Origin of the sequence: Ruegeria sp. HKCCD7255 (assembly GCF_013031565.1) — a bacterium.
Taxonomy (GTDB): domain Bacteria; phylum Pseudomonadota; class Alphaproteobacteria; order Rhodobacterales; family Rhodobacteraceae; genus Ruegeria.
Map to the genome: position 1 here is coordinate 25,679 of NZ_WQAG01000016.1, position 24,148 is coordinate 49,826.

Sequence of the window (24,148 nt, forward strand, 5' to 3'; positions counted from 1 at the left end):
GTCTCAAATCTGGATGCCGGGCAGGCGTTGCGGCGGTTCCACGCCTATCGCGCCAGCCTGCGCGCCCGGCGGCTGAACAATCGCCCGCCGGGCCTTGGGGGTTGGGCCGATCAAACCTCAAAGCAAAAGGAAGAAAGAAATGAGCACAATTCAAAGCCGCATCGTCCGTTATGGCGAGCTGAAGCCCTGCAAAACCGCGTTCATCGACGCGCACACACCGGGGTCTGACCAGAAGGAGAACTTTACCATCATTGGCGGTGGCGTCAGCGAAAGCCCCGACCAGCACGTCCACATCACCGACAAGATCGGGTTCAACATCGGCGCGGCGGGGCAACCGCCTAAATGCCGCAACTCACTGCACAGTCACACCACCGCCGAGGTCTTCTTTGTCGCCAAGGGCCGCTGGCGGTTCTTCTGGGGTCGTTACGGCGCTGCAGGTGAGTTCATCGCCGAAGAAGGTGACATCTTCAACATCCCGACCGGCATCTTCCGCGGGTTCGAGAATGTAGGCCAGGACTACGGCATGATCATGTCGATGCTGGGTGGCGACGACGCCGGTGGCGGTGTGACCTGGGCACCGCAAGTCATTCAGGACGCGCAGGCCCATGGCTTGGTGCTGGGTAATAATGGCGTGTTATACGACAGCAAAAAGGGCGAAGAACTGCCGCACAACGTGCAGCCCATGCCGTTGCTTACCGAGGAGGAGCTGAAGGCGTATCCCGAGGTTCCCGTTGATGCGGTGATCGGAAAATATGTCGCCCGGTACTGGGACCTGATGGCGCTGTCGGCGTACAAGCCTGCAGTTGTGATTGGTGAAAATGGCCTGATCAAGGACAAGCCCGGTTTCGAGGTGGATTTCCTGACACGCGGATCGGCCGTGGCTGAACAGGTCAAGGCGGACAAACCCGTGGTTCTGATGCCGGCCAGCGGCCATTGGCGTATCAGGATCAATGAGGTCGAAGTAACCCTGTCCAACGGCGATACCGCACTGGTTCTGCCCGGCGAAAGCTACAGCGCAGAGCCGTCGATGACCGGCGAAGCGGGTCTGTATCGTATCACTGCCACCGACGATCCGGCTGGAGCGACCTGGACAGGTGCATAGCGCCAAAATTGCGTGTCCCGATTTCAATCGCGGCATGCTCAGCACATCCTGCACCGGGATTCCAGCCCGGCGCAGGAACAAGATTTGGAGGCAGATGAAGACATGACCCGCATTTCAACCACCCATGTGGGAAGCCTGCCGCGCAGTCAGAAGGTCGTTGACTTCATCTTCGCGCGCGAGCGGGAGGAGCCGTTCGATCAAGCTGCATTTGATGCCTGCATGACCGCTGCCGTGTCTGAGACAGTGCGAAAACAGACCGAGGCCGGGGTTAATATCGTCTCGGACGGTGAGACCTCAAAAATCTCCTATGCCACTTATGTGAAGGACCGCTATACCGGCTTTGCCGGTGACAGCCCGCGTAACGCGCCGGCGGACCTCAAAATGTTTCCGGGCTTTCTGCAACGTTTGGCGGATGACGGCGGAACGCCGCAATATGCGCGGCCCATGTGTGTGGGCGAAGTACGCTCGAAAGGGCAGGGCGAGTTACAGAAGGACATAGACAATCTGAAGGCGGCGATGGTCGAACACCGGGTCGAGCGCGGTTTTATGAATGCCGCCAGCCCCGGGGTGATTTCCCTGTTTCTGCAAAATGATTTCTATCCGACGCGCGAGGCCTATCTGGCCGCGCTGGCCGATGCGATGAAAGAAGAATATGAAACCATCGTTGGTGCGGGTCTGGATTTGCAACTGGATTGCCCGGATCTGGCCCTGTCACGCCATATGCTGTTCACCGATCTGTCCGACGACGAGTTCGTGAAAATCGCCGACATGCATGTCGAGGCTCTGAACCACGCGTTGCAAAACGTCCCTTCAGAAAAAGTACGTGTCCATATTTGCTGGGGCAATTACGAGGGCCCGCACTGCTGTGACATCGGTATGGACAAGGTTTTTTCGACGCTGATGTCCACCAAGTCTCGTTATGTGCTGTTCGAAACTTCGAACCCACGACATGCGCATGAATGGACGGTTTTCCGTGACCGCAAGGATGAGATTCCGGATGACAAGGTTCTGGTGCCCGGTGTGGTTGACACCACGACCAACTTTGTCGAACACCCGGAACTGATCGCGCAGCGCGTTGAGCGGTTTGCGAACATCGTAGGCGCCGAACGGGTGATTGCCGGATCGGATTGCGGCTTTGGCACCTTTGCAGGCTTTGGCGCGGTCGACCCGGATATCGCTTATGCCAAGCTGGGCGCGCTGGCCGAAGGGGCTTCCCTGGTCAAATGACACCGCTTATCCTCCTGCCCGGAATGATGTGCGATGCGCGGTTGTTCACCCCGCAGATTGACGCTCTGTCAGGCAAATACCCGATCCTGTCTGCGCCCATCGGTGGACAGGACACAATGCTGGCGCTGGCCGCCGATGTGTTGACCTGCGCGCCTGAACGCTTTGCTATGGCCGGGCTCTCCATGGGTGGCATCGTGGCGATGGAAATCCTGCGGCAGGCCCCAGACCGTGTGGCCGGGTTGGCATTGATGGACACCAATCCACTGGCAGAGTTGGGCGAGGTCAAGGCCAGACGCGGCCCTCAGATCGACGCCGTCGAACGCGGCAATCTGCGCAAGGTGATGGCCGAAGAGATGAAGCCGAACTACCTGACCGACGGCCCGCGCCGCGCCGCCATTCTGGATTTGTGCATGGATATGGCCATGGATCTTGGGTCGGACGTTTTCATCAATCAATCCAAAGCCCTGCGTGATCGCCCTGAACAGAGCAATACCCTGAGGGACTTCACCGGCGCAGCGCTGGTTCTCTGTGGGCGCGACGATGCCCTGTGCCCCGTCTCAAGGCATGAGTTGATGCACGATCTGATGCCGCAGAGCCGGTTGGAGATCATCGAAAACGCCGGCCATCTGCCGACTCTGGAACAACCGCAACAAACCACGGCGGCCCTGACCCGCTGGCTGGAGATGATATGAACCAATCCCTGCTGGACCTGCTGAAAAAGGTCGACACGCCAACCGTTTGCAACGCTATCGAAGTGGCTCAGGGCAAGCGCGGTTTCAATGATTTTACCCGGGGCACAATGTTATGCTCTGATCCCGAAGCGGGCGCGATGGTGGGATATGCCCGTACCGCGAAGATTGCCGCCGTGAACCCACCGGCCGAGGCACCTGACGTGATCCGCGCGCGTCGTATGGATTACTACCGTCACATGGCCGCAGGCACCGGTCCCGCCGTGACCGTGGTGGAAGACTTGGATTACCCCGACTGCATTGGCGCCTACTGGGGTGAGATCAATACGACCGTCCACAAGGGTTTTGGCATCAGCGGTACGCTGACCAACGGCGTGATGCGGGACCTCGGCGACCTGCCGGATGGATTTCCGGTGGTTGCCGGGTCTGTCGGGCCAAGCCACGGGTTCGTGCACGTGAAAGAGGTTGGAACGCCGGTTACGATCTTCGGCCTGTCGATCAAGGACGGTGACCTTGTTCATGCCGACCGGCATGGCGCTCTGGTGATCCCGCCCGAGGTGGTGGACGAGCTTGAACGGGCGATCATCAAGCTGCTTGAAACCGAAAAACTGATCCTGGATCCCGCCCGCGCATCAGGGTTCAATTTCGACGCCTTCGAAAAAGCATGGGCGGCGTTCGAAGCCTCGAGGACTTAGGAGCGCTAGGCCGTTAACTGGAAAAAGGAGACCGGTCGAGCCGAGATATCCTGGAGGCGGTTATGCGACCAGCCTGGAAAGCGCGCAGCCCGATGCCGTCGCAATGCTAAGCAATGTCAATTTGGAGACCGAGATGCTCTCGGAAATGTCCTTTGCCTTGGCGGTCGAGAAAAAGGACCCCGAGGCATTTGCAAAGCAATGGGTTGAAGACAACTCGGCTGTTGTCGACAGTTGGTTCCGTTAGTGACATACGTTACCTAAAAATGCTTCGGGCGGTAACGAATTCCACTAGAGTGTTTGATAACCTTACGCCTTCCGGTCCAGAAGACCGGGAGGCTGGCAATAGTGCTGATCGGGTTTGCTCTGATCAAGGCAATCATCAACGATAGCCGCCGGAACGCAGTTGGCGTTACCTCAACAGTTTCGGATGCGGACCCAATGGTGGCCGAATAAAGTTTGAATAGTCATTGAGTGCCTACAGATCGTTTGTGGGCGCTCTTTCCGCATTCAATCGGTGGAGTGAAAGGTGAAACAATTTCAAGGCAGCTGTCATTGCGGTTCTGTAAAGTTCACATTTTCGGTACCGGACATCGATCATGCAATGCGATGCGATTGTTCATTATGTTCTCGTAAAGGCATGGTGATGAGTGCAACAGTAGTACCGCCTGAAGATATTAAAATCAGGTGTGAGCAGGGTGTTCTCTCAACTTACCAATTTGGCACAGAAACGGCGCGGCACTATTTTTGCAATCGCTGTGGAATTCATACATTCGTCGAGACGCGGCTGAACCCGGGCCACTATCGAGTTAACCTCGGATGCATCGATGAGTTGGACGCTCTTCGCCTACCTGAAGTAATCTATGACGGAAGAAATCTCTGACGCGACCAAGGTGCCTCTTGTGGTCAGAACATCTGAAATGCAATGACATGGCCAAGCGCTCGCTCACCACCTGCGGTACTGATAAGGATGGTTATGTGTGGACTCAAGGGTCGTTGCGACGGGGTCCGCTATCTCAGTTTTATCATATCTGACCCTCCCGTTTGTTGGCAAAATTGAATCAGCGACTTACCAATCGGTCAAGCCAGAGTTTTTCAAAGAAATACGCCCGTTTTTCCGTAAACAACTGGACTTTGGGCTGTTCGGACGCAGTAATGACAACAGTCAAGATTCGCCCGGGGTGCCCGGGCTCCGCTCAGTACAGGGCGCGGATTTATCCTGTGCCCGTAGAGTGGAGAAAAAAATGACCAATGCATCCAACCTGGAAATCAAATCAACACCCGCCAAAACGGCCCGATACAACCTGACGCGTCAGCAACAATTACACAAACTGCTGTCCCGCAAGTGTGGTGCCACGATTGCGCAGATTCAGAGTGTGTTTGGCTGGCAACCACATTCTGCGCGCGCGGCAATTTCGATGATGCGGAAGGCGGGGCATACTGTTGAACGATCTGGATCTGACAAAGGCACGGTCTATCGGATTGTGAAGGAGGCGTGAGCACTATGAATGCAAGCCTCACCATTAGCGACCTTACGCAAATACTCGCCGACATCGAAAATCTGGACCGCGCCGGCTGCCTTGATCAGTGGCGGGAAGTGTTTGGTCGACCCCCGCCAAAATACCTGTCCCCACAATTTATGAAACGGGTACTGATTTGGGAGCATCAGAACCGGGAACTGGGTGGGTTGTCTGTGAAGACAGAACGTCGACTGCAGAACATCGCGTTGGGAAAAGCACCACCAACTGCTCTGAAACCGGGATCACATCTGGTGCGGGAATGGAACGGTCGCACCTATCAGGTTGAAGTGGTTGATCGCGGGTACGTCATGGATGGCAAAACGTGGCGTTCCCTGTCAGCCATCGCAAAGCACATTACCGGAGCGCATTGGTCAGGCCCGCGCTTCTTCGGGGTTCAATGATGCGACGTATCCGCTGCGCCATTTACACAAGGAAAAGCTCGGAGGAGGGGCTGGAGCAGGATTTCAACTCACTCGATGCCCAGCGGGAAGCCTGCGAAGCTTACATCGCCAGCCAGAAACATGAGGGCTGGGAGCTTCTGCTGGATTGTTATGACGATGGCGGTATCTCGGGCGGTCATCTTGACCGCCCGGCGCTACGGCGGCTGATGCAGGCTGTAGATGATAATCGTGTTGATCAGATAGTTGTCTACAAGATCGATCGGCTGACTCGTTCGCTGGCGGACTTCGCGAAACTGGTCGAACGTCTCGACGCAGCCGACGCATCGTTTGTGTCCGTTACTCAGTCCTTCAATACGTCTACCAGCATGGGCCGCCTGACACTCAACGTTTTGCTCAGCTTCGCCCAGTTCGAACGGGAAGTCACCGCTGAACGCATCCGGGACAAGATCGCAGCCTCGAAAAGCAAGGGTCTGTGGATGGGCGGGAATGTTCCACTCGGGTATCAGGCGGATGGCCGAACGTTGAAAATCGATGAAAAAGAAGCTGAGATCATCAGGGCGCTCTACGATCTCTATCTTGAGCATCGGAGCATTCTTGATGTGAAAGAGCAGGCTGAGGCACTGGGACTCCGTTCGCGCCGTCGAGAGCGCCCGGGCGGACGCGTGGCAGGCGGTAAGGGCTTTGACCGCGGACACATCCATCATTTGCTCAGCAATCCTATCTATTCTGGCCGCATCCGACACAAGGGTCAGGTTTATGAGGGGCAGCACCCTGCCATCATTGACCCGGCAGTGTGGGAGCGGGTGCAGCAGCTGTTGACGGATGGAGCGGCAAGGGAGCGTGGAGTAAAGCAGAAAGCGAAGCGATCACTGCTCGCCGGAAAGCTTTTTGATGAAACCGGAGATCGGCTGACGCCCAGCCATAGTCGCAAAAATGGGAAGCGTTTGCGTTACTATATCTCCGGCCGGCTGGTGACGGATCGCAGTCAGAAGCATTCTGATGCGTGGCGGTTGCCGGCAGAACAGCTCAAGAGCCTCCTGGCCGAAGTGATCAGGCAATATCTGAAGCGACCGAACGCCGTGACATCAATGGCGCGGGATATGTCAGCGGCCGAGATTGCTTCAGCAACGGAGCTTCTCAGAGATTGCCAGTCCGTCAGGAAATACCTCGGTCTGATTTTGCGGGCAGATTTGCAACAGGGCTCTCTGAGGGTACAACTGGATCTCCAGGCACTGGCACAGATGATTGAGTGCAGGGTAGATCAGGTCGATGCCGGGGAGCTAACGATCGAAGCGCCATTCCGGATGCGCCGCAGAGGCGTGGAGCTGAAGCTGCATCTTGGCGATTCACCGCCTGAGATCGATCAAACACTTGTCCGCAACGTCGTTAAGGCGCGCCGGTGGTTGGCGATGATTATTGATGGCAGAACGTTCTCAGAAATTGCGGAGACAGAGGGCACTTCCAAACGACGAGTTCAGGATGTGGTCGATCTGGCCACGCTGGCGCCTGACGTCCTGGAGGCCATCGCTGCAGGCGAACAACCTGACGGCCTGACCACGGATTACCTGATCAAGTCCGGCTTCCCTGCTATCTGGTCAGATCAGCACAAACAGTTCGCTGCGCTCTGATCTGCAGACTCTCCCAAAGTTACCAAACTCGTACCGCCGGAATCGCGAACGGAGACTGCGGCCAGAAATCGACCATTGTTGTTCATAAACTCGGGTCTCAGCTGGAATAGCCGGATGATAACCTGCTGAAAACAAGCGGTAATAGGTGGCCAAATATTCAGTGTGTGATTTTAGGGAAAATTATGGCTGGGGTGGTAGGATTCGAACCTACGATACACGGTACCAAAAACCGCTGCCTTACCACTTGGCTACACCCCAACGGTGAGCGGCTATCTACGACTGTTGCTGACCGGGTTCAAGAGGGTTGGCGCAAAATTTCAGCGAGTCTCGGAAAAAATATCTATGCGCGCTGGGCCGTGCTGTTTGACAACGAATAACCCTGCGGAATCGACATGGTTTTTGCCGTCACTCTCTTATTTCCTCTGGACCAACACCCCAGAGATTCTCTTTCATCGTCCACCCACGATATCCGCCAGCCGAGATCTGACACCAGTCGAGCGTGCAGCTACCCAATCGTGCGACAACGCCCGACTCGAATTGCGCGTTGACCTGAGATTGCGGATCCGCAGAGGCATAAACCGGCAGCAGATCGGACTCGATCAACACCGTGCGGACTCCCGATAAAAGCGCATAGTGGACCCAACCGCCAGCGCCGTCGCGATCCTGAACTTTCCTCCAGTTTCCGTATTCGGCCGTGATCTGCAAAGGCATCCCGCGGCGCTTGAAGACCCAATCGATGCGATGGGTCAGTGAAGGGCCGCGCCGCACATTGCCCTCGGCGGCTTTCATCGACACAAAACGTGGCAGCGGCAGATTCGTGACCGAGCCACGCGCATCCTGCGCTAGGGCCGCCACCGGTCCCATAAATGCGAGGAAAACCAAAGCAAACGCCAACACACGACGATCTAGCGAAAAAATAGCACTCACTGCCTGCTCTTATGTTTGTCTTCTGCGCTCTCAAAAAAGGGTGGGTCTGTGCCCAAGGGTTCTTGTGCCCCGCCTGATCCTGCGCCACGATGCCATGGCGCGTGACCGTTTGCAAAACAATAGGAGGGCCAAGGTGCCAAGAGAACGTCTGAGTGTTGTTGTTACGCGACGATTGCCCGAGGCTGTTGAAACCCGGTTGAGCGAGCTGTTCGATGTCACGTTGCGCGACACCGACAACCCCATGAGCCGGGATGAATTGGTCGCTGCAGTCAAGACGGCTGATGTCTTGGTGCCAACGATCACGGACACCATTGACGGAGGTGTTCTGGGGCAGGCGGGCGAGCAGTTGCGTCTGATTGCAAACTATGGGGCTGGCGTCGACAATATTGATGTGGCCACGGCACGCCAGCGCGGGATTCTGGTTTCGAATACACCGGGTGTGTTGACCGATGACACCGCTGACATGACCATGGGGTTGATCCTTGCGGTAACGCGCCGGATCCCCGAGGGGCTGAGCGTCATGCAAAAAGGCGATTGGGCCGGTTGGGCTCCGACCGCTTTGCTTGGCGGTCGGGTCGGCGGGCGGAGGCTTGGCATTTTGGGCATGGGCCGGATCGGGCAAGCGGTTGCGCGGCGCGCGCGCGCCTTTGGTATGCAGGTGCATTATCACAACCGGCGCAAGCTGCGCCCCGAGATCGAGCAAGAGTTGGAGGCGACCTATTGGGATAGCCTTGACCAGATGGTTGCGCGGATGGACGTGATCTCGATCAATTGCCCATCGACGCCTTCGACTTTCCATCTGATGAATGCGCGGCGGCTAAAGCTTATGAAACCCACAGCAGTGGTCGTGAATACGTCGCGCGGCGAGGTTATCGACGAAAACGCATTGACCCGGATGCTGCGTGCCGGTGAAATCGCGGGCGCGGGGCTGGATGTCTACGAACATGGCACCGACGCCAATCCCCGTTTGCGGCAATTGCCCAATGTCGTTCTTCTACCCCATATGGGCTCGGCGACGCTTGAGGGCCGGATCGAGATGGGTGAGAAAGTTATTATTAATATCAAGACCTTCGAAGATGGTCACCGGCCACCGGATCAGGTTGTTCCGTCGATGCTGTGATTTTTGCCCCTTTTTGGGCCGGGCCTGCTGTCTTGATTTGAACATCGTGTTGCGCGGTTTATCCGGCGCGAGCAAACGCTATTGATTTTGACCAAAAGGGAGATCCACATGCGTGCGAGTTTGATATCGGGGTTGCTGTTATCGGCGACTTTTATTGCCGGCCCGCTATGGGCGCAGGAAACCGCTGACGCCGTTGCGCCCGAGGCGGCAACCGAAGGCGAAGCTCAGGCCCTGACCGAGCAGGTCATTGCGGCGCTTGAAGCTAAGCTGGCCGGTGTGCCGGTCGAATCCGAGAATTGGATGGTTGCAGCGGCGAACCCATTGGCCGTTGAGGCTGGCGCACGGGTGCTGCGTGCGGGTGGAACAGCAGCAGATGCGATGGTTGCGGTGCAAGTTGTTCTGGGCCTGGTCGAGCCTCAATCTTCCGGTTTGGGCGGCGGTGCCTTTTTGGTTTGGTATGATGCGACCAGCGGATCACTGACTACGTTGGACGGGCGGGAAACCGCTCCGCTCGCGGCGCGGCCCACGCTGTTTCAGGACGAAAATGGTGAGCCGTTGAAATTCTTTGATGCGGTAGTCGGTGGGTTGTCGGTGGGAACCCCCGGCACCCCTGCCTTGATGGCAGAAGCACATCGTCGTTGGGGCCGCAGCCCGTGGCCGTCCTTGTTTGACGATGGCATTGCTCTGGCCGAAGACGGGTTTCTTGTGTCGCCGCGATTGGCATCGCTGGTAGAAGCGGATGCGGAACGACTGGCACGCTTTCCTGCCACTGCTGACTATTTCCTGCCCGGTGGTGAGCCTTTGGCACAGGGGCAGCGGCTGACCAATCAGGCTTATGCAGATACGCTAAAGGCGCTGGCGTCTCAGGGGGCTGCCGGGTTCTATGGTGGTGACGTTGCCACCGGGATCGTGAACACAGTGCGCAATGCCCCCGGCAACCCCGGCGTTTTGTCTGGCATTGACCTTGCGCTGTATCAGGTGATCGAGCGCGAACCGGTCTGTGCCAACTACCGGTCTTACGAGGTCTGCGGCATGGGGCCACCATCGTCCGGTGCGCTGACGGTGGGGCAGATTCTGGGTATGCTGGACAGTTATGATCTGGGTGCAATGGGTCCCGAAAGCGCCGAGGCCTGGCGTCTGATCGGTGAGGCCTCGCGCCTGGCATTTGCTGATCGGGGCCGATACATGGCGGATAGCGATTTTGTGCCCGTCCCGACGCAGGGTTTGGTCGATCCGGCCTATCTGGCTGAACGCGCGGGGCTGATGTCTGGAACCACAGCGCTGGAAGATGTTGCGCCCGGCAATCCCGAATTTGACCATGCGCTCAACTGGGCTGATGATGTCTCGATCGAATTGCCGTCGACCTCTCATATCTCGATCGTCGATGCCTATGGCAACGTCTTGTCGATGACGACCACCATCGAGAACGGTTTTGGGTCGCGCCTGATGACCAACGGGTTCCTTCTGAACAACGAGCTGACCGATTTCTCGTTCCGCACTCATTCCGATGGCGTGCCCATCGCAAATCGGCTTGAACCGGGCAAACGCCCGCGTTCATCCATGAGCCCCACGATCGTTCTTGAAGACGGTGCGCCGGTTCTGGCTATCGGGTCGCCCGGTGGCAGTCGGATCATCGGATATGTGGCCAAATCGATCATCGCCTGGGCCGATTGGGATATGGATGTCCAGCAGGCCGTGATGTTGCCCCATCTGGTAAACCGTTTCGGCACCTATGATGTCGAAGCTGGCACCGCCGCCGAAGGGTATTCCGACGCGCTGGCAGAGCTTGGGTACGAGGTAAACGCCCGCGACCTAACCTCGGGCCTGCATGCTATCGAGATCGGTGAGGGCCTGAGTGGTGGAGCCGATCCGCGTCGCGAAGGGATCGCGTTGGGCGAATAAGCTCTGATCCTCAAAATCATTGCGCGCCATCGGCGGGCCTTTTAGTCATAGTGCTGAAAGGCCCGCTTTGTCTTTGGGCCAAGGGAGGAACAGAATGGTTCAGGCAATGGCCTTGCCCCGCAACGAACAGGGGATCGAAACCGCGATTGGGGTTCTTAAACAACGTTTCGGTGATCGTCTGCAAACAGGCGCGGCCATCCGCGAACAGCATGGGCATACGACCACTTGGATCGACAATCAAAACCCCGATGCCGTGGTCTTTCCACACTCGACCGAAGAGGTTGCCGAGATCGTCAAGACCTGCGCGGCGCACAAAGTTCCGGTGATCCCGTTTGGCACGGGAACCTCGCTCGAAGGGCATGTGAACGCGCCCGCCGGGGGTATTTCGGTTGACTTGATGCAGATGAATAAGGTTCTGGCGGTGCATGCCAGCGATCTGGATTGTGTTGTGCAACCCGGCGTTACCCGCGAAGACTTGAACACCTATCTGCGCGATCAGGGTTTGTTTTTTCCAATCGATCCGGGGGCCAATGCCTCATTGGGCGGCATGGCGGCGACGCGGGCGTCGGGCACAAACGCAGTGCGCTATGGGACGATGAAAGACAATATCCTCAGCCTTGAGGCGGTAATGCCGGACGGGCAGATCATTCGCACTGGCCATCGGGCGAAAAAGTCTTCGGCCGGGTATGATCTAACCCGCTTGCTGATCGGCGCCGAGGGTACGCTGGGCATTATCACTGAAATCACATTGCGTTTGCAGGGGATCCCCGAGGCCATCACATCGGCTCGGTGTTCGTTTCCAACGGTGGATGCGGCCTGTCAGGCCGTTATGATGACGATCCAATACGGTATCCCAGTGGCGCGAATTGAATTGCTGGATGAAATGTCCGTCAAAGCAGCCAACGCTTATTCTGGCCTGAATCTGCCGGAAACGCCGCTCTTGCTGCTTGAATTTCACGGGTCGGAGAACGGTGCAAAAGAGCAGGCGGAAACCTTTGGAGGAATTGCCGAAGAGTTCGAGGGCAGGGACTTTGCCGCAACCTCCACCAGCGAAGAGCGCACCAAGCTTTGGCAGGCGCGGCACGATATGTACTGGGCCAGCCTGCAATTGCGCCCGGGTGCCCGCGGGATTTCCACGGATGTCTGCGTACCGATTTCGCGTTTGGCCGAATGCGTTGGTCTGACACAGAAAAAAGCCGAAGAACTGGACCTTTTGGCCCCGATTGTTGGTCATGTCGGCGATGGGAACTTCCACACGCTGGTCCTGCTGGATATGGACAGCCCGGAGGAGGTGGCCAACGCCGAGGAGTTTGTGGATTGGCTGAACGAGCTTGCGATTTCAATGGACGGCACCTGCACCGGTGAGCATGGCATCGGACAAGGGAAACGTCCCTATCTGATCAAAGAGTTAGGGGCCGCGACCGGCTATATGTCGGCGATAAAGGCAGCGCTTGACCCTGACAACATCATGAACCCCGGCAAGATCCTGGATTGACCCTTTCGTGGGCCATTTCGGGCCATAACCTTGCCTCAATGTTATGAGATCCGAGACCTCGGAGCAGAAAGTGTTTTGAGGTCTCAAATGGATTTCCTGCGGTTCTTAGGATTCGCAATAGTCGCGTTGGCAGTTGTGGTTGGGCTGGATTATTATCAGCAGGACAAAAAGCACGAAGAAACCCTGACGCTTGAAGGGTATTTCGACACGGTTGCCAGCCGTTTTAACCTCTACCAAGAGGAACGGCTTGCTGAAGAGGTCGAACAAGACCGGCAGAAGCGCTGGCGGCAAGGTGCCAAGCCCTATTTGCCCCCAAGCAGCGAAGAATGGGTGCGCCGCGCGATAACCGATCACGACTATACCGTGGATGCCCGCCTTGGCGCCGAACAAGCCAAGGCAAGTGCAGCAGCCCGGCCCCTGGCGATCGAAGTTGCAGTGCAAGAGGCCAAGGTCCGCGCCGACAAGCTGGATCGCATCGGGTGGCTTTATGAGAACGGCGAAAAAACCATCTGGTTACAAGCGCGCTTGGTCAGCAGCCCAAACCAGAATACCATTGTCGGCAACATAGAAGCATCGTTGGCCGGAATGAACTTCAAAGGCACCGATTACGCCGCGCTCGGTGTCATCGGGGGCGTCGCCTATTTCGAAGAGGTCGCGGGCGACTTTTACGATGTGTCGAAGGGAACCCGCACAAATTGGGCTTTGATGAAGAAGAAAATAGCTGAAACCGGAAAACAGGTCAGTTTCAAAACCTATGTTGGTACGCTGGGTCTGGGGCAGGAAATTCGCCTGAAGGTCATGTCGGATGCGCCCCGCGACGAGGTTTATGCGTTCCTTCAACAGGTCGACTATGACGGACTGAATGCGTTGCTTAGCCTGCCTGTGCCGGGGGTCAGCAATGATCGGGTGATCGATAAGGCAGTCGAGCCTGAGCTTGCAGTCGATATGGCCAAACTGCGCACCGAATTCGTCAAACTGCGCGGTGAACTGGCCCAGATGCGGATAAACAATCTGGACAACCTGTCGCTGGTGGCGAACACACTTGCCGGTAGCTACGGGTTGCCGGGTGATACGTTCGACCTGACTGCGAACAAAATCTCTTCACCGCAAGAGTTGATGCAATTGGGGTATCGTAAAGGCTTGAACGATCTGATGTATGATCAGCCCGATCTAGCAAGCACCAATCAGGAACAAGGCATGTTCGGCCGTCTTTTCGCCAAGGTGACCGGTGGCAGTGCTGAACAGGCCGACCCAACTCAGCAGCCCGTTCCCACGCAGGCGTCTTCGGGCGGCGGATTGCTCAGCGGATTGACTTCGATCTTCAACGGATCAGGAAGCCGTTCTCAGTCTGCCGAGGTCAAGGTGCGTAAAGGAAGTTTGGATACCAAGTCTTGCTCGATGTGGGGCGCGAACAAGCGCTGTGCTGTCGGCAACTAAAACAACATCGATGTTCAAATTTTGCGGCCCGCCCCTAAAGCGGGTCGTTTTTTATTGATCAGGGGTCGGATGACTGTCGCGTTTTGACCCGCAAATGCGCCATATGGTGTCAGCTGAATTCTAGGGAGACGCCGGTTATGAAAACCCAAGTCAAAGCATTGGTTGTTGGCGGTGGCGCCATTGGGACATCAATTGCCTATCACCTGGCCAAGGCATGCTGGGATGACGTGATGCTGATCGAGCGGGATGAGCTGACATCGGGGTCCACCTGGCACGCGGCGGGCCTGCTGCCGCTTTTCAACATGTCTTACGCGACGACGCATATCCACAAATACTCGGTCGACTTCTACAAGACGCTCGAGGAAGAAACCGGCCTGAATGCGGGCTTTGCCGTGGTTGGGAACCTGCGCATGGCGCAGACGCAGGACCGCATGGACGAATACATGCTCTACGCGTCCACAGCCGAGACTTGTGACGTCAAATATGAATGGCTGACGCCTGAGCAGATCAAGGAACGTTGGCCACTGATCGAAACCGGCGATCTGAAAGGCGCGATCTACCACACTGAAGACGGCTATATTAACCCTGCCGATGTCACCCAGGCGATGGCCAAAGGCGCGCGCCAGCGCGGCGTTGACATCGTCCGCAAGATGCAGGCCGACGCGTTCCATTGGACCGGTACCCATTGGGAGGTGACCTGTACCAAAATGGTCGAGCAGGGCGGCAACCTTGTTCCGTCAGACGAGCAAGTGGTGATTACAGCCGAGCATGTGGTGACCGCATCGGGCAACCACGCGCAGCGCACCGCCAAGATGCTGGGCATCAAGATGCCCGCCATCCCGGTCGAGCACACGTTCATCGTCATGGACAAAGACCCCGAGCTGGTCAAGTGGCGCGCGGCAGGTAACCCAGAACACCCGGTTGTGCGCGATGCCGACAACGAATCCTATGCGCGTGAAGAGCGTGGGGGCTGGATCCTGGGCATCTACGAACACGGTGCGCCTGCGCGCTTTGAGTATGGCGTGCCGGACAGTTTCCGCGCCGACCTGTTCCCGCTGGATATCGACCGAATTGCCGATCAATACATGGCGATGGCCGAACGCGTGCCATCCTGTGCGGATTCGGGCCTGAAAGACGATTTCAACGGCCCGATCTGCTATACGCCAGACGGCAACCCGCTGGTTGGACCGGCTCCGGGCCTGCGCAATATGTGGCTGGCCGAAGGCTTTTCCTTTGGCATCACCGCCGCAGGTGGTACCGGCTACTACCTTGCGCAAATGATGGTCGAGGGTGAGGCCGAGATCGACATGGCCTCATTGGACCCCAAACGCTATTCCTCGAACTGGATGACCACCGAATTTGCGGCGCGCAAGAACGAAGAATGCTATGAGCATGTCTATATTCTGCACCATCCGGATGAAGAACGCGAAGCCTGCCGTCCGCTGCGGACCGTTCCAGCCTATGACCGCCAGAAGGCCCGCGGCGCGCAGTTCGGCTGGGTCAATGGCTGGGAACGTCCGAATTATTATGGCCCGCTGGACGCGCCGGACAATTTCGACAAGGAAAGCCGTTCGTTCCGTCGTGGCGGTTGGTGGGAATATGCCGTCGAAGAAGCCAAGGCGATCCGCAATGGCGTCGGCCTGATCGACGCCTCAGCCTTCACCAAACATGTCGTCAAAGGCCCCGGTGCCACCCAATTTCTGGATTGGTTCACCTGCAACAAACTGCCCAAGGTCGGGCGCATCAACCTGACCTATGCGCTGACCTCGCACGGCACTACCCGCACCGAGTACACCATCGTCCGCACTGGCGAGAACAGCTATTACCTCGTCTCCGCCGGAGCCTGGACAGAGTATGACGCTGACTATCTGCGCAAGGCCGCCGAGGACAAGATGGAGGAGTTCGGCTATATCGAAATCCAGGATGTGACCACCCAATGGGGCGTTTTTGCCATCGCCGGACCCAAATCGCGCGACGTTCTGAAAGGGGTCATCAAGGACGCCGATCCCGAAACCGCACTGTCCAACAAGCGCTTTCCATGGTTGTCGGCTCATCAGATTGAGCTGGGCATGTGTCCGGTGAACGCGATCCGTGTGGCCTATACTGGTGAACTTGGCTGGGAACTGCATCACCCGATCGAGATGCAGAACTATCTGTTCGATCTGCTGGAACAGGCCGGAGAGAAACACGGCATGAAGCTGGTCGGGGCTCGCGCGCAAAACTGGCTGCGCCAGGAGAAATCCTATCGCGCCTTTGGCACTGAACTCGGTCGCGATGCGACTCCGCTCGAGGCTGACCTGCCGCGTTTTGTCGACCTGTCCAAGGACTTTCACGGCAAGGCCAAGCTGGAAGAGACCGGTGTGCGCGTGAAATGCTGCACTTTGCTGATTGACGGGCCGGATGATGCGGACCCGTGGGGACGCGAGGCACTTTATACGCCAGAAGGCGAACGTGTGGGGCGTTTGACCTCGGGCGGTTATTCGGTCGCGTTCGAGAAATCTATCGGCATGGGCTATGTAAGACCCGAGTTGGCGGTCGAAGGCACCAAGCTGAAGGTCAAGATGCAGGACAAGCTTTGGGATGCTGTGGTGACGTGCGACAGTCCTTACGATCCTAACAACGATACCATCCGAAAGGATGGTTGAGTCGTGACGGGTGGCCGGTGATGTAAAATGCACCGCTTGCGCGGCACATGCCTCCGGCGGAGGTATTTTTTGAACAGAAGAAGCAGGTGACTTGAAAAGATCCAGCCCCCTGCTTTTGGACAGGGGGCCTTCTCCTGTTGCGGTCATCGGCGCCTCCGCCTGTACCGCCTGGCGACTGTCGCTGATCAAGATTAATGATCCGTTACTTCTTCTGTTTATAAATACCTCCGCCGGAGGCAAGCCTGCCACTGCAGGCTTTTTCAGGGCCGGGGCTCGCCTGACGGTTTTTGTGTGACAAAAGCCGGGTTGTTGGCGGGCATGTCCACGATCTCCGACAGATTGAGCCCGCTTTCTTTCAGCAAACCGAGGATATCAGCGTCGTTCTTGTAGCCGATTTTTGGATCTTGTTGGATCAACGCCGTGTGGAAGCGTTGGTCCCCCGCGCTGGTTAGCTGCCCGTTTCGCATGAACGGGCCGTAAAGAACAAATTGCCCACCAGGCGCGAGCGCCGCAGCGGTTTCTGCGATCAAAATCTCTGTTTTGGACCAGGATATCAGGTGCAGGAGGTTGATCAGAACAATCAGGTCCTTTTCACCAAAGTCAAACGCCCAGCCCGAGACTGTTGCGTCGAGGTGGCGTGCCGTCGCGACGTTGCTCAGGCCGTGTGAATAGGCATCGATGCTGGCACGCCGGTTTGGATCGATTTCTGTGGGTTGCCAGTTCAAGCCCGGCAGGTGCTGCGCAAAGGCAGCAACATGCTGCCCTGTACCGCTTGCCAATTCCAGAGCTTTCCCGGATTGCGGTGCGAGGCGCTTTAGCACGTTACACAGAGCGTCCGCATTGCGAGCCGCTGCAGGCGCGACGAGGCGGTTGTTTGTCCTTTGGCCAGACATTGGCGTGCTTGGCGGGGTGGCGCGCTCTGTCATCGGTGCAGCCGTTCGGGGCGCAGTGCGGCGACGGTCTTGTCGTCCAGCTCCGACGGCTTTCCGGCAATCAGATCAGCAATCAGTTGCGAAGCGGCTGGTGCGGTTTGAAAGCCATAGCCACCCTGGCCAGCAGACCAGACAAAGCTGGGATCAAATGGGTCCGGCCCCAGCACGAGCGTCCCATCAGGGGCAAAGCTGCGCAGTCCTGCCCAATTGGCCTCAAGCCGCATGACGGGTTCTGTCACCATCTCTTCATACCGCGCAATACCCTCGGCCAGCACCATATCGTCAGCAAAAGCATCATGCGGAGCGACCGGATCAGCCTCTGATGGCGACACCAGCAGCTTTCCCGCGTCTGGCTTGGCATACCAAGCCTCATTCACGCCCAACATCATCGGCCAGCTACGAACGTCATGCCCTCCGGGTGCAGGAATGCGACCCATCGAGCGGCGTTTTGGCACTATGCCAATCGGTTTGATCCCGGCAAGTGCGGCGATTTGATCCGCCCAAGCACCGGCGGCATTCACCAGGGTGCGGGCTTCAAAGGCGCGACCTGCCTCGACAATCCAATACCGATCTTTTCGGATCGCAGAGACACGGGATTTCGTGAGGACGTCACCGCCATTGGCACGGACGATCTTGGCGAAATCCTGCAACAGCCGATCCGTGTCTATGTCAAAAGCGCTAGAACTTTCCCCAGCAAAACCAACGGTTTCAGGGTTCAGGATCGGGACACGTGCAATGGCGTCCTGCACATTGATCGGCGTCATGCCAAGATCATCGGCGTCTTGGGCAAAAGCCTCTGCTTCATCCTTTTTCCCCAGTAGCATCAGTCCTCGGGGTGTCAGATAGTTGGATGTCTTGTCATGAAAAAACGCGGCACCGGCCCGGTTCAAAGCCACTACTGAAGGCGGGCCATAGTTTTCTTCGAACAATGCCGCCGACCGGCCCGACGCGTGATAGCCCAGCGCTTCTTCGGCCTCGAGTACCGTGACGCGACCCAAAGCAGATAACCGCGCACCTGCGCTCAGCCCCGCGATACCACCGCCAATAACAAGAAAGTCAATCATTCTGCCTCTGCCTGCGTTTTCAGGACGTTGCGACGAAGTCTGACACTGATCAAATCCATTTGTACGGGCAGATCAACCTTGAAATCGCATTGCAACCTCGTCAAGAAAGACCAAACAACAGACAGGAGAGCAGGGTGAGCACAGCGGATTTACATCCCATGGCGACGGGACATATTCCCTCCTATGTCACGCAGGCGGATGGAAGTGATTTCCTGTTCACCTTCATGCTGGTCTTTACTGTCATTGTTATTGTTCTGATCGGCGTCGCCTATTTTACCTTGCACGCGATCCCCGAGAAACTGGCGCATAAGTCCAACCACCCGCAGTTCCAGTTGGTGGGTATACTGGCCTTGTTGGCTCTTTTTACCCATAACGGCCTGTTCTGGGTGGCGGCCATTCTGGTTGCGGGCTTCCAATTTCCTGATTTTGCAGCCCCCTTGCGCAGTATCGCCGACGCCATTCGTTCGCTTGGGACGCAACGCAAAACGGACTCTGTGATCGAAGAGCCTCCGGTTGATCCCACACCTTCCGCAGCTGCAGCGCAGGAGCAATAGGCGATGCTTGAAACTCTGATGTGCGCGCTTGTGACCGTCTTGCCTGATTACCTGTTTCGCCGCTTTGTACAGGGCAAACGGATCGGACATGAAATCACGCTGTTTACCATGTGGTACGAGCTGCGTTGGGGCTTGACTACCTGCGCCATTCTGGCGCTGACCGTGATCACGACTCTGTTCTATTTTCATCCGTCCAGCAGCGCGGCGGCCTCGTATTTCCGGACAGTCACGATCTTGCCTCAACTGGGCGGTCGTGTGTCCGAAGTCTATGTGCGCAACAATGAACAGGTGACAGCCGGTCAGCCGATCTTTCGTATCGAAGACTTCACGCAGCGGGCTCAGGTCGAATCGGCACACGCGCAAATTGCGCAGGTTCAGGCGTCGTTGAACGTGGCCCAAACAGATCTGGCCGAGGCGGATGCTGGGATTGCCGGTGCTCAAGCCGCGCTTGCACAGTCGCTGGAAGACCTGGAGCGCAACACGACCCTGCGTGATCAGGGATCAAGCGCAGTGCGATTGGCCGAGATAGAACGGCTAGAGAACCTTGTGGCCGAGCGCGAAGCGCAATTGCTGGCGGCTCAGTCCCGGCGCGCCGCAGTGGAACAGGAGATACAGGACCTGATCCCGGCGCAATTGGCCAGTGCGAACGCTCAGCTGGATGCAGCGCTGACAGAGCTGGATAAAACCGTCATCAACGCAGGCGTCACAGGCCGGATTGAACAATTCGGTCTGCAAGTCGGGGACTATGTCAGCCCGCTGCTGCGTCCTGCGGGTATTCTCGTCCCCTCCCATTCGGGCCATGATCGGTTCGAGGCTGCGTTCAATCAGCTGTCGGCTCAGGTGATAAAGCCGGGTATGATCGGCGAATTGGGCTGTATGACAAAACCCTTCACGGTGATCCCTATGGTGGTGGTCGAGGTTCAGGACGTCATCCCGTCCGGCCAGATCCGCCCGTCAGATGTATTGCGCGATGTTCAAACCAATACCGTGCCGGGTTCGATCCTAGTCTATATGGAACCTTTGTACAAAGGTATGGCAGACGACATTCCTCCGGGCAGCAACTGCCTGGCAAATGTCTACACGGATAATCACGCGCGGCTGGAACATGACGACCTCGGCTTTTGGGACGCGGCGTTCTTGCATGTCGTGGACACGATTGGTGTCGTTCACGCGGCAGGTTTGCGGTTGCGCTTGATCCTGATGCCAGTGAACACATTGGTTCTGAGTGGACACTGAGAATACTCGTCGTCTCAGGTAGATCGCATCGCGCTCGACCCTTGGGCTAAAAAGTCAGAAAGATCGGCTGTACGGACTGCTTGTGACCTTCAAGACAGTTTAGTGTGCCCTGAAATCATATCCTTGTATTGGGCCTCCAGCTCGGCAAGTTCTGCATTGGCCCAAACGTCTTCGATATTCTCACAATGGGACAATTCCAATCCGCCCTTTCGGACAGCGGATTCCGATCCGGGTTCAACAAGGGTTTCAGGCCCGGAGAGCAAACCGGTCAAACGTTTGAAGACCGAGCGCGGTGGGAAAACCCTATTCAGAACTCGATTATAGGCATCGTAGTCGATCATCGGCTTGAAAATATCTTCGGCAACGATGACCTGCAGAGGCTTTTTGCCGAAGAAGGTCGCTTGTGCGTCGATCAACAACCTGGTCCGCTTGATAAACTTTGTTGCGGTCGCACTAAGAGCTGCGATGTCATCTTCGGAAAGCCTGACTCTTAGCCGGTTCTGCTGTTCGAGATAGTCTTGGTATTCTTCTGCAGACATTGCTGCTGCTGCAAACTGTTGGTGGCGTCCACCATAGACTTTTTCGGACAGGTGGATTTTGGTGACCTGCTCAATCAATGACCTTCGCAGCATGATGATCGGTTTGGCACCGTGGTCCTGAAAGACACGGGCAATACTCTCGACACCTTTGAGACTGGGGTTCCAACATCGCCACTTAAAAAGGATGTTGGCCTTTTCAAATTTGGTCGGGAGCGCGCGCTGGCCTCTGAAGTCTATTAGGCCGGGGTCATCAAAGAACGGATTGTTTCGCCGCTCAAAGAGGTCTCGTAGAAGAACTGCGAATTCCTCGCAAACTGTGTCTTCATTCGGGAATTGTTCTGAAATCCGATAATAGTCGAACTGCTCACGAAACGGCACAAACACATTTTTGGATTCCCGCGCATACTCTATCATCGGGGTGGAACAGACGTTCCCGGTGTATAGGATTACTGCATTTGCCATAGAGTCTGCGCCAATGCTTGTTTGATTTCATGCGTGATGTGAGACGGACCCGTTTTCTATTTGTCTTGTGAGGGATTGCAAGCCCTAGTTGTTGCCGGTTGTTCAAACCCAGACCTTTCTGCTGGAGATTGGGCGCCACAAATTCTTGATCGTAAGCGAGGCCGGCGGCGCGTCATGCTCAGTGACGCAAAGACCCATCGACGGGTGCAAGCGAATTTCAGGCCTATAAAAAAGGCTTTGATCTACCTATGGCTGTCAGGCCGGTGCGGCCGAACGACCCTAAGGTTACCCCTGGGTGTGTGTCGGGCGCTTAAACGATACTGGATTAGAGGCCAGACTTGTCCAATGGTCACGAGCTGAGTGATAATCTCACTATGAGATGCCAATAGCCTGCCGTTTTGACGGTATCAAAAAGGCTGGGGTGCAATTCGCGGGGGGAAAACCATGGGAACGACCATGATCGTAGAGTTCATGCGAGTCATGAATTCGGAGAAAGGCAAGAAGGCAAATGCCGAGATTAGAAAGCTGACCAAGGCACAAGAAAATACAAGAGCAGCTTCAAATCATCTCCAAGGTCTCGCAAATGTAATGCAGAAAGAAAACGAGATTTCCAGCCGCTTTTGGGCTCAAGTCCTAAAAGCGCTTTCAGAAAAACCTAAACTGGGAAAAGGTGATGCCGATAGGCTAAGAAAAGAAGCCGAGAAAGCTATGATGCAATGGCAAGCTGCCGAGATAAAGAAACTTGAGAAGCAAATCTTCGAATTCGAGAAACAGTTGGCTGCTCTTAGGTCCAACCTTATCGAAGTTAAGAAGATGAAGCCTTCTAGCTGGTTTAAGTAAGGCAGCGCGAAAGCGATTAGACGAGGCCGGATAGTAGCTCTGGAGCTCCGAAAAGGATGGCAGCAGACAGCAACATGACAAATCCCGAGGCATAGTGCGAAGGCTTTCTAGGCCGCTTTTGGGGTTTCATTGACCACTCTGACCATTTCTTCTGGTCATCGTTCGGCTGTTCATTTCGATACATATACGCACCCTCAACACACACTGCGAAACAAGGCATGAAAAGCACCAGAATGCGGCGAAAATGAGGCGCGCCCCAAGATGTCGTTTGATTGAGGTGGCACTCGAGCAAGGGAGTTTTGATTTCTCTTGAGTTTCGGGCGGCGCTAGTGAAGAGAACCCGTTTCGGAAAACCGCGACACTTTTTTCTAATTGTCATCAATAAATCCAAGTGAACTCACTGCTGCCGATGCACCTAACAATAAGGCGCGATCTGTGCCCATTCAGCAGCTCGTTCTTTTGGTCTTACCAGAAAGTGCTAATCTCAGATACAAGTGTTCTTTACGAGTTTTGTGTCTCGGGTAACGCAATTCGGAGTTCGACGTTTTAGGAGAGAGGACGCAAGCCTATGTGAAAGTGGCCTGTGTTCGAAAGTCGAAATATCCGGGGCAAACCCCACGCCATTACCCTAAGTTGGCGTGGGGTTTCATGTGAAATCTCTGTTCTGTTGCCAGTCGGGCAGACAAAAGAGCGCTGGCATGTCTTGACCAACTCGTTGCTCGCAGTTGTACTATCAGATTGATTTTCAGACAAAGATTGGATCCACGATGAGACACGTTCTACTCGCTGCGCTAGCATTAGTAGTATTACCCTTTTGGGCGTCATCGGCCATTTCACAGACCGCAGGCTTTACAACCACTTCAGTCCATATGCGGGCCGGCCCTGGTACAAATTATCCTGTCGTGGCGACGCTTCCACAAGACGCGACAATCGAGATCTACGGGTGCCAAACAGGTTATTCCTGGTGCGATACGTCTTGGAATAGCGCCCGTGGTTGGATTTCATCTAACTACATTCTCACAGAGAGCGATGGCCAGAAAAAGGTGATGAACCCTGTCGTCGCAGCCGCGCTGGGAATAGCAATTGTTGAGTTTAGCCAAGCCTATTGGGAGAACCACTATCAGGCTTACCCATGGTTTGCTTATTGGAATCGCTACTATCACCCTTACCACCCCGTGCCGGGTCCATACTGCTATCACGCGCCGCAGGACCCAGCCTGCCACTATCGTCCATACTACCCTCACCCACTTTATCAGCCTGTTCCTCAACACCATTCTCACGGTAACCCGCACCCTGGCGGTCACCATCACGGGAACGGGCACCACCATCACCATTAATGGAACGCGCTGACGCGCTTTTTGTTTTGCTGGAAAGAACGAAGCCGGATGTCGGTTGCTTTCTCTTTCCAGTTTTATGGAAGGTTAACCGCCGCCGTCAACAAGCGAGCAACGCAATGTCATCGTCCAAAGAAAAACGTCTCCGCCGCGGTTTCGGCGCGGACAGAGGCGATAATCGATCTTTCTTGAGCAACCACACCTTATCCCAAAGGTATGGGTGCTCCAATGCTCGGGGTTAGCCAGTGGGACGCGAAAAAAAGAATGAGCAGCGCGGTGAGCACTGGACCAAATTAACGAGGACAATGATGCAGATGCCAGCATGGCGAGCACTACCAGCTACTGCTCAAGCACTCTATCCTTGGCTTAAACTGGAATGGCACGGTCCCAGGGCTAACAACA

Annotated in this window: 22 protein-coding genes and 1 tRNA gene; 18 read left to right on the forward strand and 5 right to left on the reverse strand. The window is 56.2% G+C overall.

From position 1 onward, the window contains the following. The first annotated feature begins 139 nt into the window (after window positions 1-139). The 9 genes from GOX45_RS20405 to GOX45_RS20445 all read left to right on the forward strand — a co-directional run bounded on the left by GOX45_RS20405 (window position 140) and on the right by GOX45_RS20445 (window position 7,259). Window positions 140-1,102 (forward strand): cupin, encoded by a 963-nt coding sequence (locus tag GOX45_RS20405; protein ID WP_171103568.1) that lies wholly within the window; start codon window positions 140-142, stop codon window positions 1,100-1,102. A 102-nt stretch (window positions 1,103-1,204) separates the two neighbouring features. Continuing rightward, window positions 1,205-2,329, forward strand: coding sequence for a cobalamin-independent methionine synthase II family protein (locus tag GOX45_RS20410; protein ID WP_171103570.1), 1,125 nt, complete (start codon window positions 1,205-1,207; stop codon window positions 2,327-2,329). Further along, window positions 2,326-3,021: an alpha/beta fold hydrolase gene (locus GOX45_RS20415; protein ID WP_171103572.1), complete on the forward strand. Its 696-nt coding sequence runs from the start codon at window positions 2,326-2,328 to the stop codon at window positions 3,019-3,021. The genes GOX45_RS20410 and GOX45_RS20415 overlap by 4 nt, the downstream gene beginning before the upstream one ends. Then, entirely contained in the window at window positions 3,018-3,713 is a 696-nt protein-coding gene (locus GOX45_RS20420) for an RraA family protein (protein ID WP_171103574.1), read from the forward strand. Before GOX45_RS20415 ends, GOX45_RS20420 begins: the two co-directional genes overlap by 4 nt. Before the next feature lie 73 nt (window positions 3,714-3,786). Beyond that, window positions 3,787-3,957, forward strand: coding sequence for a glycine betaine ABC transporter substrate-binding protein (locus tag GOX45_RS20425; RefSeq protein ID WP_256415734.1), 171 nt, complete (start codon window positions 3,787-3,789; stop codon window positions 3,955-3,957). A 357-nt stretch (window positions 3,958-4,314) separates the two neighbouring features. After that, window positions 4,315-4,593, forward strand: coding sequence for a GFA family protein (locus tag GOX45_RS20430; RefSeq protein ID WP_174825542.1), 279 nt, complete (start codon window positions 4,315-4,317; stop codon window positions 4,591-4,593). A gap of 361 nt (window positions 4,594-4,954) precedes the next feature. Then, the gene (locus tag GOX45_RS21980) at window positions 4,955-5,209 is read left to right on the forward strand and encodes a DUF3489 domain-containing protein (protein WP_217350600.1); all 255 of its coding nucleotides are present in this window, start codon (window positions 4,955-4,957) and stop codon (window positions 5,207-5,209) included. 5 nt (window positions 5,210-5,214) lie between these two features. Continuing rightward, window positions 5,215-5,631, forward strand: a complete 417-nt coding sequence (locus GOX45_RS20440) for a DUF2924 domain-containing protein (protein ID WP_171103582.1) — start codon at window positions 5,215-5,217, stop codon at window positions 5,629-5,631. Continuing rightward, window positions 5,631-7,259, forward strand: coding sequence for a recombinase family protein (locus tag GOX45_RS20445; RefSeq protein ID WP_171103583.1), 1,629 nt, complete (start codon window positions 5,631-5,633; stop codon window positions 7,257-7,259). Before GOX45_RS20440 ends, GOX45_RS20445 begins: the two co-directional genes overlap by 1 nt. Before the next feature lie 183 nt (window positions 7,260-7,442). On the opposite strand, the gene GOX45_RS20450 is transcribed toward GOX45_RS20445, so the two are convergent. Together GOX45_RS20450 and GOX45_RS20455 are read right to left on the reverse strand one after the other, a co-directional pair. Then, window positions 7,443-7,517: transfer RNA gene (locus GOX45_RS20450), tRNA-Gln, on the reverse strand. Window positions 7,518-7,664: 147 nt separating this feature from the next. Beyond that, window positions 7,665-8,123 carry an SH3 domain-containing protein gene (locus GOX45_RS20455; protein WP_171103631.1) on the reverse strand — a complete coding sequence of 153 codons (459 nt, stop codon included), beginning with the start codon at window positions 8,121-8,123 and terminating at the stop codon, window positions 7,665-7,667. A 196-nt stretch (window positions 8,124-8,319) separates the two neighbouring features. On the opposite strand from GOX45_RS20455, the gene GOX45_RS20460 reads away from it, so the two are divergent. From GOX45_RS20460 to GOX45_RS20480, 5 genes are all read left to right on the forward strand, one after another. Further along, window positions 8,320-9,306: a D-glycerate dehydrogenase gene (locus tag GOX45_RS20460; protein ID WP_171103585.1), complete on the forward strand. Its 987-nt coding sequence runs from the start codon at window positions 8,320-8,322 to the stop codon at window positions 9,304-9,306. 108 nt (window positions 9,307-9,414) lie between these two features. Next, complete coding sequence (gene ggt / locus GOX45_RS20465; RefSeq protein WP_171103587.1) at window positions 9,415-11,208, forward strand: gamma-glutamyltransferase; 1,794 nt, start codon at window positions 9,415-9,417, stop codon at window positions 11,206-11,208. A 94-nt stretch (window positions 11,209-11,302) separates the two neighbouring features. Beyond that, window positions 11,303-12,703: an FAD-binding oxidoreductase gene (locus tag GOX45_RS20470; protein ID WP_171103589.1), complete on the forward strand. Its 1,401-nt coding sequence runs from the start codon at window positions 11,303-11,305 to the stop codon at window positions 12,701-12,703. 126 nt (window positions 12,704-12,829) lie between these two features. Continuing rightward, window positions 12,830-14,140, forward strand: a complete 1,311-nt coding sequence (locus tag GOX45_RS20475; protein ID WP_171103591.1) for a hypothetical protein — start codon at window positions 12,830-12,832, stop codon at window positions 14,138-14,140. 137 nt (window positions 14,141-14,277) lie between these two features. Then, a complete protein-coding gene (locus GOX45_RS20480; RefSeq protein ID WP_171103593.1) occupies window positions 14,278-16,785 on the forward strand; it encodes an FAD-dependent oxidoreductase in 2,508 nt (835 codons plus the stop codon). 260 nt (window positions 16,786-17,045) lie between these two features. Here GOX45_RS20480 and GOX45_RS20485 read toward each other — a convergent pair whose 3' ends face one another. Both GOX45_RS20485 and GOX45_RS20490 read right to left on the reverse strand, forming a co-directional pair. Beyond that, entirely contained in the window at window positions 17,046-17,711 is a 666-nt protein-coding gene (locus GOX45_RS20485) for a DUF938 domain-containing protein (RefSeq protein ID WP_171103595.1), read from the reverse strand. Next, entirely contained in the window at window positions 17,708-18,781 is a 1,074-nt protein-coding gene (locus tag GOX45_RS20490; protein WP_171103597.1) for an FAD-binding oxidoreductase, read from the reverse strand. The genes GOX45_RS20485 and GOX45_RS20490 overlap by 4 nt, the downstream gene beginning before the upstream one ends. Before the next feature lie 134 nt (window positions 18,782-18,915). Here GOX45_RS20490 and GOX45_RS20495 point away from each other — a divergent pair, with 134 nt between their 5' ends. Beyond that, on the forward strand, window positions 18,916-19,335 hold the full coding sequence (locus GOX45_RS20495) for a hypothetical protein (RefSeq protein WP_371809002.1): 420 nt from the start codon (window positions 18,916-18,918) through the stop codon (window positions 19,333-19,335). A 3-nt stretch (window positions 19,336-19,338) separates the two neighbouring features. Beyond that, the gene (locus GOX45_RS20500) at window positions 19,339-20,571 is read left to right on the forward strand and encodes an HlyD family secretion protein (RefSeq protein WP_171103599.1); all 1,233 of its coding nucleotides are present in this window, start codon (window positions 19,339-19,341) and stop codon (window positions 20,569-20,571) included. Between the two features lie 89 nt (window positions 20,572-20,660). Here the strand turns inward: GOX45_RS20500 and GOX45_RS20505 are convergent, their stop codons facing one another. Next, window positions 20,661-21,572 (reverse strand): hypothetical protein, encoded by a 912-nt coding sequence (locus GOX45_RS20505; protein WP_171103601.1) that lies wholly within the window; start codon window positions 21,570-21,572, stop codon window positions 20,661-20,663. Between the two features lie 444 nt (window positions 21,573-22,016). On the opposite strand from GOX45_RS20505, the gene GOX45_RS20510 reads away from it, so the two are divergent. Together GOX45_RS20510 and GOX45_RS22375 are read left to right on the forward strand one after the other, a co-directional pair. After that, window positions 22,017-22,412: a hypothetical protein gene (locus GOX45_RS20510; RefSeq protein ID WP_171103603.1), complete on the forward strand. Its 396-nt coding sequence runs from the start codon at window positions 22,017-22,019 to the stop codon at window positions 22,410-22,412. A gap of 869 nt (window positions 22,413-23,281) precedes the next feature. Further along, a complete protein-coding gene (locus GOX45_RS22375; protein WP_371809004.1) occupies window positions 23,282-23,749 on the forward strand; it encodes an SH3 domain-containing protein in 468 nt (155 codons plus the stop codon). The last annotated feature ends 399 nt before the right edge of the window (window positions 23,750-24,148 follow it).

Excerpts from the sequence above, each read along its gene's own strand:
- GOX45_RS20405 (WP_171103568.1), top strand. The coding sequence starts at position 140 with ATGAGCACAATTCAAAGCCGCATCGTCCGTTATGGCGAGCTGAAGCCC.
- GOX45_RS20410 (WP_171103570.1), top strand. The coding sequence starts at position 1,205 with ATGACCCGCATTTCAACCACCCATGTGGGAAGCCTGCCGCGCAGTCAG.
- GOX45_RS20415 (WP_171103572.1), top strand. The coding sequence starts at position 2,326 with ATGACACCGCTTATCCTCCTGCCCGGAATGATGTGCGATGCGCGGTTG.
- GOX45_RS20420 (WP_171103574.1), top strand. The coding sequence starts at position 3,018 with ATGAACCAATCCCTGCTGGACCTGCTGAAAAAGGTCGACACGCCAACC.
- GOX45_RS20430 (WP_174825542.1), top strand. The coding sequence starts at position 4,315 with ATGCGATGCGATTGTTCATTATGTTCTCGTAAAGGCATGGTGATGAGT.
- GOX45_RS21980 (WP_217350600.1), top strand. The coding sequence starts at position 4,955 with ATGACCAATGCATCCAACCTGGAAATCAAATCAACACCCGCCAAAACG.
- GOX45_RS20440 (WP_171103582.1), top strand. The coding sequence starts at position 5,215 with ATGAATGCAAGCCTCACCATTAGCGACCTTACGCAAATACTCGCCGAC.
- GOX45_RS20445 (WP_171103583.1), top strand. The coding sequence starts at position 5,631 with ATGCGACGTATCCGCTGCGCCATTTACACAAGGAAAAGCTCGGAGGAG.
- GOX45_RS20455 (WP_171103631.1), bottom strand. The coding sequence starts at position 8,123 with ATGGGACCGGTGGCGGCCCTAGCGCAGGATGCGCGTGGCTCGGTCACG.
- ggt (WP_171103587.1), top strand. The coding sequence starts at position 9,415 with ATGCGTGCGAGTTTGATATCGGGGTTGCTGTTATCGGCGACTTTTATT.
- GOX45_RS20470 (WP_171103589.1), top strand. The coding sequence starts at position 11,303 with ATGGTTCAGGCAATGGCCTTGCCCCGCAACGAACAGGGGATCGAAACC.
- GOX45_RS20480 (WP_171103593.1), top strand. The coding sequence starts at position 14,278 with ATGAAAACCCAAGTCAAAGCATTGGTTGTTGGCGGTGGCGCCATTGGG.
- GOX45_RS20485 (WP_171103595.1), bottom strand. The coding sequence starts at position 17,711 with ATGACAGAGCGCGCCACCCCGCCAAGCACGCCAATGTCTGGCCAAAGG.
- GOX45_RS20490 (WP_171103597.1), bottom strand. The coding sequence starts at position 18,781 with ATGATTGACTTTCTTGTTATTGGCGGTGGTATCGCGGGGCTGAGCGCA.
- GOX45_RS20500 (WP_171103599.1), top strand. The coding sequence starts at position 19,339 with ATGCTTGAAACTCTGATGTGCGCGCTTGTGACCGTCTTGCCTGATTAC.
- GOX45_RS20505 (WP_171103601.1), bottom strand. The coding sequence starts at position 21,572 with ATGGCAAATGCAGTAATCCTATACACCGGGAACGTCTGTTCCACCCCG.
- GOX45_RS20510 (WP_171103603.1), top strand. The coding sequence starts at position 22,017 with ATGGGAACGACCATGATCGTAGAGTTCATGCGAGTCATGAATTCGGAG.
- GOX45_RS22375 (WP_371809004.1), top strand. The coding sequence starts at position 23,282 with ATGCGGGCCGGCCCTGGTACAAATTATCCTGTCGTGGCGACGCTTCCA.